Origin of the sequence: Cyanobium sp. Tous-M-B4 (assembly GCF_024345395.1) — a bacterium.
Taxonomy (GTDB): Bacteria; Cyanobacteriota; Cyanobacteriia; order PCC-6307; family Cyanobiaceae; genus Cyanobium_A.
In genome coordinates this window covers 306,305-318,849 of record NZ_JAGQBA010000004.1, presented here as the reverse complement: position 1 = coordinate 318,849, position 12,545 = coordinate 306,305, and the positions used below count along the sequence as shown (strand labels likewise).

The window sequence follows — 12,545 nt, the reverse complement described above, 5'->3', positions numbered from 1 at the left end:
GCTACTGCCACCCCCGTGGCACTGACCGCACCTGCAATCGGTTGATAGTCAACAGCCCAGCTACGGCTGGGAAATAACGGAATCCCAAAAGCTCCCTCTCACCAGGGGGCTTTTTTATTGGCTGGGTAGTTGTTGCGCAAGTTGTTGCCCAATCTGTTGCACAACAAGCTGGGCAACTAGCTTGGATGGAGAACAGTTGGCAGTGCTTCAGGCCCTCCGCCGGTGGTCAGAGACGCAATCAGATGGGCTTTTGCACCATGAGCAATGCCGCTTCCACTGTTAGACCGGGGCCGAAGCCCAAAGCCAGACATGGGCCGTCGTGGCGCGCCGAGGTGCGCAGTCGCTCCAGGATGAACAAAATAGTTGCCGACGACATATTGCCGAAATGGCGTAATACCGCAGTGGAGAGATCGATCTGGGCGGGTTGCAACCCAGCGCTCTCTAGTACCGCCCCAAGGATGCGGGGGCCGCCTGGATGAACGGCCCAGGTTTTTACTTCTGGCAGCGTCAGACCCATGCCCGTCAGCCACTGCTCCAGCCACGGGCGCAGCTGGGCGGCGATGCGACTGGGGACTTTGGATGAAAGAACCATGGAAAAACCATGATCTTCAATGATCCAGCTCATCAGATCTTCAGTGCCGGGCAGCACCGTTGAGGATGAGGCGACTAGCTCCAGGCCTGTTTTATTGGTTGAGCCCACACGAGAGCCATCGGCAGCTACCGCCACCACCGCGCCGGCACCATCAGCGAATAGGGCATTGGCCACGATGTGGTCGGGGTTCCAGCCCTCCTGCAAGTGCAAGCTGCACAACTCCACTGCACACAGCAGCACGCAGGCACTGGGATCAGCTTCCACAAAGGCCCGTGCCACCCGCAGTCCGTTGAATGCCCCGTGGCAGCCCATGAAACCCACATGAGTTCGGGCCACATCCATCGCTAGTGGCAGTTTGGCGATTAAGGCAAGATCGAAGCCAGGGGCACCGAAGCCCGTGCATGAAACGGTGATCAAGTGGGTGATCGTGCTTGCCTCGATACCGGCATCCTTAAGCGCTAGACGGGAAGCCTCTTGGGCTAGCTCAAGCGCTGCCGGTTGGTAGCGCCTCATCCGCTCAGCCGTTGAGGGGTTGCTGGAGTCAGGCAGGGGAATGCAGTGGCGGTGCATCACCCCTGAGCGTTGGTAGATCCTCTCCAGCAGGCGTTGTTGACGGGGGCTGGCGTTGCCCATCTGCGGTGCAAGGGCCAGGGCCTCTTGCTGGCTGATGCGCCTTTTAGGCACCGCAGTGCCAAGACCAATTAAGGACAAGGGCATGATCGATCAGGCCGTCGAGCAGGGCAGGGCGGGCCTTTGCAGATGCCCAATCATGGAGCTGGCGGCTGAGGGGAAGCTCCCCGCCAGCCTGTGCAGGCCCCAGCTGATCCTGGGTTGCCGCAAAACCACTGCCAGCACTTGGCATGATCTCTGCCGCTGTTTGACCCAACGGCGGTGAAGGAGCCGCCATTCCGTCTCAATCGCGCCATCCCACTGCTCCCTTCCTCGCAGCACAAGCGGTAGGGCAGCTAACGAAGAGGTCAGAGCCCAGCCCATGCCTTCGCCGGTGAAGGGCTCCACATAGCCGGCGGCATCACCGAGCAGCAGCAGCCTGTGGCCCGCAAGCGGAATTGTGCGACGGCTGAGCGCTGCGGTGAGTTGCCAGGCTGCCTCTTTCAGGCCAGGCAAGGGCGCAAAGCCCGCTTCAGCAAGGATATTTTGGCAAAGCAGGGCCGCTCCACCACCGGAGCGCAGCATGGGCCGATCGAAGGCACATGCCAGGTTGATTTCCCCGCTCTCGGTTCGCACCAGACCCACATAACCGCTTCGGCCCACAGCCATTTGCAGCACACCGGGTGGGAGCGCGGCAGCTTCCCCTGGCAATACACAACCTGCGCCAATTCGACTGTGGGGCTCGATGCTGGTGCTGATCTCAGCCTCGTCATCGATGGCGCGGTGGCTGAGACCCGCCGCGATCAACACCACCTTGGCGCTGACACTCCGCCTTGCAGTGCCTTTTTGCAACAACACTTCCCGGTCTGCTTCTAAGCCGGTGGCGGCGGCGCCCAGCACGGCTCGGGTGCCCGTCAGCACCGTGGTACCAGCAGCAACAGCTGCTTCCAGCAGCGCCTGATCGAGGCGAGAGCGGGACAGGACCCGGCCAGCTCCCAGGGCGATCGGGCTCACCAGGCCAGCTACCCCCAACTGCAGCCGCTCAAGGAATAGGCCTCCCTGGTCTGTAACTAGGTCGGCAAGTCCTGCGGCTTCAAGTGCTGCAAGGGCCTGGGGGCTGAGGCAGGCCCCACAGACTTTCCAACGAGGGAAGAGGCGCTGCTCAACCAGCAACACGCGCACGCCGCGACTGGCCAGACCATGGGCGGCAAGGGCGCCGGCTGGTCCAGCACCCACTACCACCACATCCCAGCAAGGCGAAATATGCAACGGTCCGAGTTCAGGCGTTGGCTGCATTCCGGCTCCAGGAGAGCAGGAAGCGCTCGGGCCAGAACTTGGTGATCTGGGCACCCACTAGGCCAGCCGCTGCGGCCAGCTGAGCCACCTCGTCGAGCTGAAAGGCACCCCCCACCGAGAGAGGTCCATCAATATGAACGATCGGTGAGCGACTCAGCAGTCGGGTGCCGATCCAGGTGAGCAACAGATCAATGTGGCTGCGGGTTAGGTCGTGCACCAACAGCTGGTCGAGGGTGGCGGCGGCCATAGAGCGCAGCAGGCTTTCGGCATCGACTTCCGTGAGGTGATGCAGAAACAACGAGGTGGTGATTAAGTGATAACCGCCAGGAAGAGGGGAATTTATTGCGTCGGTTTGGAAGAAATGAGTCTCCAATCCCTCCGCCTCAGCGGCTTCCCTTGCCAGGGAGACAGCTTCAGCGCTGATGTCACAGCCATGCACCACCAGATCAATCCCCTCCCGCTTTGCCATGCGACTAATGGCACGCACCGTGTCGCCCCCACCGCAGGCCACATCTAGGAGGCGCAACCGCCGAGCGGGATTCAGTATTGCTAAGCGACGGATATCAGGAAAGAAGCAAGCAGCGCTGCGGGTCATCGCATTTATGCGGCCCAAGCCAAGCAGGGCTGCTTGATGGGCCTGGGGATCAAGACCTGGCTGATCCATCAGCTCTGGCCTCAGCTGTCGCTGACCAAGCTGACTCCATAACTGGGGCAGGGGCACCGTTAGGGCCGCTTGGAGATCAGCGAATTTTTGCTGCAAATTTCCCAGTTGGTTGAAATCTTTTACTAATCCTAGGAATGTAAAGGCCGATAACAGCTAGACGTTGACAACCTGACAAAGAGTGGGGCTGATAATTTTCTGCAGCGCAGCGCTGCAGCTAGATAGTTTAGAAACAGAAGGGAAGAAACTGGGTGCGGCAGGCTGCGTAAACGTCTACCAGCGCTGCGAGTCCGATTTGATGGGCGATGCCGGAACCAGTAAGCCCTTCGGTAATGATGCCAATTGCAATAGCCAACATTGCTGCCCGGCCATTAAAAAGTTCGACTCGTTTGAGTTGTTCCAATAGAATCAACTCTTCGGCCCGATGCTTAAGCCATTCACGACCAGCTGGAGTGTTTGTCATTATTTGCCGCGAAGATGAAGGAATTAGAAGCTCAACGATGCTGAGGGTCGCAACTATCTGGATCGCGGGCTCAGATCAGTGGGGCGACTGAGCACGTATGTGGTCATACCACCAAGCACCACCACAAGGGCGATCACGGTAAAAATTGCAGCGGTGTAATCGGTTTCCATGGTGATCAACCCAGGCCGAGTTGGGAAAGGATGCCTTGGCCGGTGAGCAGCTCAGTGCCGAGGCCGATTACGAAACCGAGCATGGCTAGGCGACCATTCCAGGTCTCTGCGAACTCAACGAATCCGAAGCGGGAAACAGTTTCGGGCATGAGTTTTGCGATTTGTTGCCGCAACTGTAACGCAATGTGACGAGGGCCTGTTGGGGTGAGGTCCCGTGGGCTTCTGCCGGATTCGGCGCTGTCTGTGCAAGCCGTTAATAGTCAGTCGAGGTATGGATCCAGGAAGCTGAGCGGCCTTGCCATCGATGCCGAGAAGCCGAGGATGCCGCGGTCCTTGTGGCTGTACAGCAGGCTGTTGTCTTCCTCCAGCAGGAAGGTGCCACCGCGCTGGGTAAGAAAGTCGTCGCAGGGTACATAGGTGCGCCAGTTGCCCAACACCTCGCTCATGTTGCGCAGGCGGACCGTGGCCAGTTCGAAGGGGCGCTGGAATCCGGTACCGCCAGCCCTAGCAAAGAACGAACCTTTAATTGGCGGCAATGGGCCGGCTTGGATAGTCTCCTCGTCGGCGATTCGCTGGGGAGCCGCTCGATCGCCCGTGTAGCCGCGCAATACCTCGGCCAAGGTGCCGGGGGAACCGATGCCGGCGCACATCAAAAGCAGGTTGGGCCAGGGGCCGCCGATCTGCTGCAGACCCTCGTAGAGGCCCAGGGCACGGTGCAGCTTCGGGTCTGCATCCACCTGCAATAGCTCGCGGGGAAAGCCTGTGAACTCGCAGAAGCGATCGGCTCCTGCGGCCTGGCCGATGCCGAGGGCCAGCACGGCGATCCCGGCAGTCTCCAGCTGTGGCAGGGCGGGAACCAGGGCCTGGGCGTATTCGAGGCTGTCGAAATCCCCCAGCTGGGGTAGCAAAAGCACCAAACGGCGTTGTCCCCTACCCATCCCCGCAACGCCAGCCAGTCGCTCCACAAGTTCAGCGGCTGCCATGGGCTTGGTATCTGAGCCCGGGGAATCTGGGGCTAACTCGCTGCTGGACATGGGGATCGCTGCGCTGTTGAGGTAGCCATCGTGGCGCCGAGCCGGCGAAGATCCGGCTGCCTGGCGATCCATCTTTTTAATCAACAGAATCGGGTGTTGCCGGGAACAGGAGCTATGGCAGTTGAGGAGCGCAGGGCTGGAGCCGCGCGCAACATCCTGCTAACTGGTGGCAGCTCCGGGATCGGCTTTCAGGCGGCAACCCTGCTGCTCCAAGCCGGCCACCACCTCATCATTCCCTGCCGGGATGGGACCACCGCCGCGCTCCTGCGCCAGCGCCTGAGCGGCAGCATCGATACCCCTACCTGCGATCTGGCCGACCTGAACAGCATCGGTCGCTGTGCTGATGCCTTGCTGGCAAAGGGCGAGCCGATCGACACCTTGGTGCTCAACGCTGGCCTGCAGTACAGCGGCATGGTCGAGCCCCGCTGGTCGGCCCAGGGGTTTGAGCTCACTATCGCCGTCAACCACTTAGGCCACCAGGCCCTGCTGCAGCAACTCTTGCCCCTTTTGATCCGCGGTACAGCACCTCGCTTGGTGGTAACCGCATCAGAGGTGCATGACCCCACCAGCGCCGGAGGGAAAGTGGGTCTCCCGGCTGGCCTCGGGGATCTTGCTGGCCTGCGCCAGGGACCTGGGTCGCTAATGCTGGATGGCAGCAGCGGCTTTAATGCCGAGAAGGCTTACAAAGACAGCAAACTCTGCAACCTGCTGATGGCAAGGGAGGCGGAGCGGCGGCTGAGGGAGCAGGGCACGCTGCTGCCCGTACTCGCTTGGAGCCCGGGGCTGGTGATTCCGCGCAGCCAGGGTGGCTTCTTCCGCTACAGCCGCAGCCATAACCCCTTGGGCCAGGCCCTTTTCGCCTTCGTTGCCCGCGACCTGCTGCGGCTCACCGAAACTCCCCAGAGGGCTGGCGCCCTGCTGGCAGGTCTCGCTGATGGCTCAAAACCGCACGCCAGTGGATTTCATTACTTGAGCAATCGAGTTGTGGGGCCAGGTCGGCTGCGTTTTGAGGCCAGCCAACCCAGTGCGGAGGCGTGCTCCGATCCATTAGCGCGGCTGTTGTGGGATCTCAGCGCCGCAGCAGCAGGCCGCTAAGCCACGTTTCATATTTCTTCATATTAAGATTCAGCAAAGCGGAAAGTCCGATGAACGATTTGCTGGCAGTCATTTATTTGGTTTTCTTTGCGGCCATCGCTGGCGGCGCCTTTGCTCTGATGTCCCAAAACTTGCGTAGTTCCCAGCAGGGAGATTCCCTTCAGGCCCCTCGTAAACGCAGCAGGGTTCACCCAGAGGCTCCCCAGCCAGGCGATGAGGTGCTTTACGTCGACTTCAGCCGCGAGCGTTTAGAGCAGATCTATCAGCAGACCCCTTGATTTTGGAAATAAATGCGTAGTAAGTGAAAGTTTGGCGAAACGGACTTAGCCTGCGCACTTAATAAATTCCCATAAATGGGTATTTCCGTGGCAGCCGCTGCTCCGGCCCCAGATGCGCCGCTTCACCAGCAAATGGACTGGTTGGGCACGCAGACATTGGCATTCGGCAGTGAACCTGGTGAGTTGCGCTTTGACAGTGATGCCTTAGCCGAGGAAATCGGCCTCACTGTGAAACTCATCTGTTTTGAGGCCCGCCAAATCAGCCAGCCTTTTGCCCATCGTGCCCACTGCTTGCTGGCAGGTCGGATGGCAATCAGCGCAGCAACTTATGTGCCCTTAGTTGCCAGCACCTCGGATCACAGTGACAGCACTCTGGAAATCCCCTACTTCGGCAGCACTCGTTTTCGCATTGAGGGCAAGGACTGGTTTGATCGGGCTGGCCAGCAGGCGATCTATCTGCCAGGTCAATCCTTTTCTGTTGAGACCGGCCACTTCAATGGCTTGCTCTTCAACCTCAACCCCCAGCGGCTGGCCACGACTATTAGCGAGGTCAGCCGCCACCGCGTGCCGCTCGAGCTGGCAGAGCGCTGGGTTCAACGGCCTGTGGCGATAAACCTGGCTGACCCCCGCGTAAGGCACCTTCAGCGCCATTTAGAAAGCGGCCTCCAGAACCTTGCCCTGCTTCACGGCATAGGTTCCGGCCATCCCGATGCGCCTTTAGCTCTTGGAGTTGAAACACTGGCCTACCGCTCCAGTGCCCGCATGATCGTCATTGCCCTGGGATAGGGCCTAGGCAAACGCGACTTGGTGCTTCACGTTTCTTCATCAAGCTTGCCAAGATTGGAGAAGAAATCAATTCACCATGTCCACGCCCCTGCTTCTTGAACTGTTTGGAGGCTTCTTGGCTGCCTGTATGGCCCTTTGGTTTGTGGCCCTCAGCCGCCCTGCAGATCAACCGGCTGCAGCCCAGAGCCCTGAGAATGATCTATGGATCACTACTGGCCAAGTCCAACGGATCCGTTCCTTTCTAGAGGCCTATGTGTTGAAGCCAGGTGGGGTTGCGTCGCTTGGCCTGCTGCTGCTTCGCTTGGCTATCGGCGTGATGATGATTCACCATGGCCATGAAAAACTGGCTGATCCACAGCAATTTGCCAATACCTATGTGGCATCTCTGCACCTGCCATTCCCCTTGTTTTTTGCCTATGCAGCTGGCTTCTCAGAGCTGATCGGCAGTTGGCTGGTGATTCTCGGCTTGCTGACTCCCGTTGGAGCTCTTGCCCTCACCGGCACAATGACAGTTGCTGCCTACCAACACATCCTTACCGCAGGGCTCAACATTTATGTACTCGAGCTGGTAGTCCTCTATTTGGGCGGCAGCCTTGCCCTGTTGCTTGTTGGTCCTGGCCGTTTTTCATTTGATGCCGGCATGCTTCCAGGTCTGCTCGTTAAGCCAGCTGTTCGTATTAAGCCAGAAACTTCTGCTCCCTCAGCTGGCATTTCAGGATTGGCACCTGCTTACGTGCCAATCAAAGCCAGCAACTCAAATCGCTGAATCTGCTGGCTGTTTTGCCTCGGCTTAATGGATAGCCTGCCCCCATGGCGCCCCCTCTTGCGAGCTGCCCTGCGGAGGGAGGGCAAATCACCTAATGGCCGCTGGCTGCAACTTGCAACTGTCGCCTGCGATGGCACCCCCAGGGTGCGCACCTTGGTGTTTAGGGGCTGGTCAGCTCCAGCGGTTTTGGATTTGTTCACTGATGGTCGCAGTGAGAAGGCCAGCGAGCTGCGAAATTTGCCAGACGCGGAAATCTGCTGGCTTTTGCCTCGGGCACGCAGCCAGTTTCGATTGCGCTCAAGGCGCTGCCAGCTTCCTGCAGCGGAGCTGCTGATCCAGCGGCAGCACCATTGGCAAAGCCTCACCCCTTCCGCGAGGGCCTTATGGGGCTGGCCTGAGCCAGGAATTCCCCTTGAGCTGGAGGCAGCCTTTCCCCAGGAACTTGGCGACACCACACCGATGCCGAGTCACTTTGAACTGCTGAGCTTTGAGGTGCATCAGGTTGAGTTACTGGAACTTGGCGGGCAACCACACCGGCGCAGGCGCTGGTGCGCCTCTGGCTCCTGGTCTGAAGAGCTGCTGAACCCTTGATTCGGCCATTTGGGAGTGATCCATCACACCCAGCTCCTTTACGGAGTACCTTTTACTTGGTAAAAGCGCAGCTGTATGCGAATTACGCAGTGCAACGGTGAGCACCTGGTTGCCCTAACGGCACTAGAGGCATCTAGTTTGGTAGATGCCTGTGCCCTGTTGGTATTGGCTTCTGAGGCTGCTCCCCCGGAGGCCTTACCCCCTGTCTTGGCAACTCTGCTTGGTCAGTTGTTTGACGGCTTGAAGTCAGCCGCTGAACCAGCAAAGCCCGACCAAAAGCATCCCTCAACGCCTCCCTGTTGAACAAAATCGGAGTCGGCTTGCGATGAAGGTTTCTCACCACGGCGATCACCATCTGATCTGCCTCAGTTCCGAGGAGGTTGGCCTACTGGTTGATCTTTGCCACGCTGGAGCTTTTTCGGACCATCTGCCTCGCTCTGCCGCCAGACAGCAACGCCTTCATAACTTCCTTTGGCAGGTTCAACAATCGCTGCTACTAGGTGTCCAGCAGCGCTGGGGACGCCGGGCCAGCTGATTTCATACCTGTGGGGCTGGATTGAGTGCTTGTCGCAGAATTTCTAGGCGTTTGCTGTTGACCCCCAGATCTGAATCGCCAAGCCGCGAGACTGATCGAGCCTGGAGAATTCCATCCTCAGTGTCGGCGTATAGTTCCAGATCGTCGACGAAGCCAAACAGGGAGCTTGTTGCGGTTGCGTGCAGATAGCCCTCAGCTCGCTCCACAACCTCGGTACCGGCCATAGCTTCAATCACGGGAACCAGGCTTTCGAGGGCGCTTTGGGGAGTATCTCCGCTTCTCTGCTCGATAGGCCAATCCGCCCTTGCGCAGTGTGCTGGCGTTGGACAAGGGGCTAGGGCGCCGTCGTGCACGCCCAGTTCGATTGGTATCGGACCAACGATGTGAAACAGGGCCAGGCTCAGCACTACGGCCAGATGCTGCAGCAGATAGATCATCGCGGGCTCAGGTGGGGGAGATGGGTAGGTGCCACCGTAACCAGGTTGGCTCGTCTGGCTGACTCCAGATTGATTAAAATTTCGGAGCGGTTTTCCTCTTTGATGCCATGGGGCCGCTGCAAATCGTTTGGTTCAAGCGCGATCTACGCAGCTTCGATCACAGGCCCTTGTTGGAGGCGTCGCTGCGGGGACCAGTCCTGCCGCTCTACGTGGTGGAGCCAGACCTGTGGAGCGAGCCAGACAGCTCCGCCAGGCAGTGGGAGTTTTGCCGCGAATGCCTTGTAGAGCTGCGAGAGGTCCTTGCCGGTCTTGGCCAACCACTCGTGGTGCGCATCGGTGCGATTGAGCAGGTGCTGGATCGGGCCCATCGCCAGTTTGGAGTAGCTGGCTTGTGGAGTCACGAGGAAACTGGCAACGGCTGGACCTACGCCCGCGACCGGCGCGTTGCCGAATGGGCCCGCCTGCACGGCATTAAATGGCAGGAGATTCCGCAATTTGGCGTCACCCGGAGGCTCAGCAAGCGAACGGGTTGGGCAAAGCGCTGGGAGCAGCGCATGGCCGAGGAGCTAAGCGCCGCGCCACCCCGTCTCACCCCGCTGCCCCGGCTCGACCCCGGTCACTTGCCCATGGCGGCAGAGCTAGGACTTGAGCCCGATTCCTGCCCTGGGCGGCAAAAGGGGGGGCGATCCCAAGGCTTGACAACCCTCGCTTCCTTCTTGGATCAGCGCAGCCGCTCCTACCAAGCTGGGTTGTCTAGTCCCAATACGGCAGACGTCAGCTGCTCGCGCCTTTCGCCCCATCTCAGTTGGGGCAGCTTGTCGATGCGGGAGGTAGTGCAAAAAAGCCGCCTGCGACGCCAAGCTCTCGCGGTAGTCCCCTGGCGGCGCTCCCTGCAGCGCTTTGATGAACGCTTGCACTGGCATTGCCATTTTATCCAGAAGTTGGAATGTCAGCCAAGCCTCGAATACAGCGAGCTCCATCCCCTCACTGCTGGACTGCGTGAAAGTAATCAGGAGCGTTTGGCAGCCTGGGCAGAGGGGCGCACGGGCCTTCCTTTTGTGGATGCTTGCATGCGCTCTCTGAACGCAACCGGTTGGCTGAATTTCCGTATGCGGGCGATGCTGCTTTCCGTAGCCAGCTATCAGCTGTGGATTCCATGGCGGGAGAGCGGCGTACATCTCGCTCGTCAATTCGTCGACTATGAACCTGGTATCCACTGGAGCCAGTGTCAAATGCAATCTGGCACCACCGGCATCAATACAATCCGAATATATAACCCGCTAAAGCAGGGTCTAGACCACGATCCTGAAGGGGTCTTCATCCGCCGCTGGCTGCCCGAGCTGGCGGCTGTTCCGCCGGTGTACCTGCACACTCCCTGGACCATGGATGGCCGCACCCAGGCCCGGCTTGGCATCGAGATCGGTCGCTCCTATCCGCTGCCGCTGATCGATTGGAATAATGCGGCTGCAGTCGCACGCGATCGAGTCTGGGCCCTACGGCAGCAGCATGGCTTTGCGGCTACTGCTGATGAGATCCAGCAGCGCCACGGTTCACGGCGTTCCGGTCTGCGCTCTAGCCGCAGAAGGCTGAGCAAAGAAACCTCTGGGCAGCTCAGCTTGGATCTGCCGGGCTGAAGGCACGCATGCGAACCGATGTTTTCCAGCAGCGGTGGTCCCTCCCCTCCTGAGACCGTTGATATGGAGGCTGCCCCCTTGCCGAGGGATGCGATTATCCCCTCCCCCAACTAGGATTTAGGCACCGTCAAGGCAAGGAACAGATCAGCAATGGCAGTGCGATGAGCTGGCCGTCTAGGTTGTTATCAAAACTGATAAGGTTTGTTGGCAGGCCAGGCTTCGTTTTGGTGTTGCTAATTCTTAGCCTTGTCGGCCTTCCTTTTGTGATGGTTAACAGTCTTGCTTCGGCGACTGTAAAACAGATGGAGCTGCAAGCCGATGAGATTTCCACTTTGGCTACTGGTATTCGCAGTTACTATGCCGATAATGTAGTTGCACGCTTGCAACAAGCTGACGGCCAAGCTGTATTTACTGAAAATTACCGTGAAGTCCATGGGGGCATTCCAATACCTGCAACATTGTCCATTGAATTGGGGGCATTGTTTGATAGTGCCCATAGTGATGGTCGTATAAATTACGCTTTTCTGTCTGACTATCCGTTTGCGAAGAGAGATGTCCCACCACTTGATAGTTTCGAAGAAATGGCTTTACAGAGCCTACGCAAGGATCCTAACCAGCCTCGTATAGTTAGTCTTGAGCGCCCACTTTTTGGATCTGCTACATATAGACTTGCTACGCCAGTATTTATGAGGCCAGCCTGTGTAACTTGCCACAATCAGCATCCTGATTCACCCAAGCGAGATTGGAAGGTTGGTGACGTTCGTGGCATTCAGGAGGTAACTGTGCGTGGCATTCAAGTTGATGGATTCGGCCAGATTGGATATTTAGTTGGCTATGTAGCCTTGCTTGGGGTTGTTTCTGTTGGAGCAGCGGCAACCTTTCAGCGGCAAAATAAAATGCTTTCAGTTAATAACCTACGACTTAAAGAAGGTAGTCAAAGAGAGGTTGGCTTGTCTGATAAGTTGCGCCAACAAGTCCAAGAGCTATCACTTCTTGGTTCTGTTGTAGAGAATGCAACTTTTGGAGTTTCTATTGCTGACATGAGACGAGATGATTATCCTTTGATCTACGTTAACGAAGCCTTCTCTAAAATAACAGGCTATCCTAAGGATAAAGCGGCTGGTTTCAACTGCAGGTTTCTGCGTGGACCAGACACAGACCCCAATACCACTGCTGAGATTGCCAGGGCTATTCAAGAAGGCCGTTCTTTTACATGTGAGTTAGTAAACTATAGATTAAATGGTGAACGATTCTGGAATAGATTAACAATTTATCCATTCGGTGGAAAGCCTGGTAAGCCTGATTTCTATGTTGGCAATCAGGTCGATATCACGAATATTAGAACGCTTGGACAAGCTGCTGTTGATAGATTAGCTTCACTAAAAACACCTCTTGATAATGCATCTCAGCAAGTCAATCATGCCTTGTCAATGATGCAAGATATGCAGTTTTGCGACAATGATATAAATTTAAACCAACTTGACCTTGAGAAATTCTTAAAAGTTGAAAATGGTTTATTGGCTCAGGTTAAGGCAGAACTTGAAGCGCTAACCCTCATTGCAAGCGAACAAGATTTATCGGATACCGCGGAAATTTAA

At 57.6% G+C, this 12,545-nt stretch carries 14 protein-coding genes; 7 read left to right on the top strand and 7 right to left on the bottom strand.

All coding sequences use genetic code 11. From position 1 onward, the window contains the following. Positions 1 to 238 precede the first annotated feature (238 nt). The 6 genes from KBY73_RS10140 to KBY73_RS10115 all read right to left on the bottom strand — a co-directional run bounded on the left by KBY73_RS10140 (position 239) and on the right by KBY73_RS10115 (position 4,774). Positions 239 to 1,309, bottom strand: coding sequence for a type III polyketide synthase (locus KBY73_RS10140; protein WP_254936953.1), 1,071 nt, complete (start codon positions 1,307 to 1,309; stop codon positions 239 to 241). 6 nt (positions 1,310 to 1,315) lie between these two features. After that, complete coding sequence (locus tag KBY73_RS10135; protein WP_254936952.1) at positions 1,316 to 2,497, bottom strand: NAD(P)/FAD-dependent oxidoreductase; 1,182 nt, start codon at positions 2,495 to 2,497, stop codon at positions 1,316 to 1,318. Then, positions 2,481 to 3,257, bottom strand: a complete 777-nt coding sequence (locus tag KBY73_RS10130; protein ID WP_254936951.1) for a methyltransferase domain-containing protein — start codon at positions 3,255 to 3,257, stop codon at positions 2,481 to 2,483. The genes KBY73_RS10135 and KBY73_RS10130 overlap by 17 nt, the downstream gene beginning before the upstream one ends. 127 nt (positions 3,258 to 3,384) lie before the next feature. After that, a complete protein-coding gene (locus KBY73_RS10125; protein WP_254936950.1) occupies positions 3,385 to 3,621 on the bottom strand; it encodes a chlorophyll a/b-binding protein in 237 nt (78 codons plus the stop codon). Between the two features lie 175 nt (positions 3,622 to 3,796). Next, positions 3,797 to 3,940, bottom strand: coding sequence for a chlorophyll a/b-binding protein (locus KBY73_RS10120; RefSeq protein ID WP_254936949.1), 144 nt, complete (start codon positions 3,938 to 3,940; stop codon positions 3,797 to 3,799). Between the two features lie 111 nt (positions 3,941 to 4,051). Beyond that, entirely contained in the window at positions 4,052 to 4,774 is a 723-nt protein-coding gene (locus KBY73_RS10115; protein ID WP_254936948.1) for a peroxiredoxin-like family protein, read from the bottom strand. 165 nt (positions 4,775 to 4,939) lie between these two features. Here KBY73_RS10115 and KBY73_RS10110 point away from each other — a divergent pair, with 165 nt between their 5' ends. The 5 genes from KBY73_RS10110 to KBY73_RS10090 all read left to right on the top strand — a co-directional run bounded on the left by KBY73_RS10110 (position 4,940) and on the right by KBY73_RS10090 (position 8,341). Then, positions 4,940 to 5,920: an SDR family NAD(P)-dependent oxidoreductase gene (locus KBY73_RS10110; protein WP_254936947.1), complete on the top strand. Its 981-nt coding sequence runs from the start codon at positions 4,940 to 4,942 to the stop codon at positions 5,918 to 5,920. Positions 5,921 to 5,970: 50 nt separating this feature from the next. Further along, on the top strand, positions 5,971 to 6,198 hold the full coding sequence (locus KBY73_RS10105) for a hypothetical protein (protein ID WP_254936946.1): 228 nt from the start codon (positions 5,971 to 5,973) through the stop codon (positions 6,196 to 6,198). An 87-nt stretch (positions 6,199 to 6,285) separates the two neighbouring features. Beyond that, positions 6,286 to 6,984, top strand: coding sequence for a hypothetical protein (locus KBY73_RS10100; RefSeq protein ID WP_254936945.1), 699 nt, complete (start codon positions 6,286 to 6,288; stop codon positions 6,982 to 6,984). A gap of 127 nt (positions 6,985 to 7,111) precedes the next feature. After that, a complete protein-coding gene (locus KBY73_RS10095) occupies positions 7,112 to 7,750 on the top strand; it encodes a DoxX family protein (protein ID WP_254936944.1) in 639 nt (212 codons plus the stop codon). Positions 7,751 to 7,777: 27 nt separating this feature from the next. Beyond that, positions 7,778 to 8,341, top strand: a complete 564-nt coding sequence (locus KBY73_RS10090; protein WP_254936943.1) for a pyridoxamine 5'-phosphate oxidase family protein — start codon at positions 7,778 to 7,780, stop codon at positions 8,339 to 8,341. Between the two features lie 537 nt (positions 8,342 to 8,878). On the opposite strand, the gene KBY73_RS10085 is transcribed toward KBY73_RS10090, so the two are convergent. Further along, on the bottom strand, positions 8,879 to 9,313 hold the full coding sequence (locus KBY73_RS10085; RefSeq protein WP_254936942.1) for a DUF1499 domain-containing protein: 435 nt from the start codon (positions 9,311 to 9,313) through the stop codon (positions 8,879 to 8,881). Positions 9,314 to 9,420: 107 nt separating this feature from the next. Between KBY73_RS10085 and KBY73_RS10080 the strand changes: the two genes are divergently transcribed. Both KBY73_RS10080 and KBY73_RS10075 read left to right on the top strand, forming a co-directional pair. Further along, entirely contained in the window at positions 9,421 to 10,947 is a 1,527-nt protein-coding gene (locus tag KBY73_RS10080) for a deoxyribodipyrimidine photo-lyase (RefSeq protein WP_254936941.1), read from the top strand. A gap of 161 nt (positions 10,948 to 11,108) precedes the next feature. After that, positions 11,109 to 12,545 (top strand): DUF3365 domain-containing protein, encoded by a 1,437-nt coding sequence (locus KBY73_RS10075; protein ID WP_254936940.1) that lies wholly within the window; start codon positions 11,109 to 11,111, stop codon positions 12,543 to 12,545.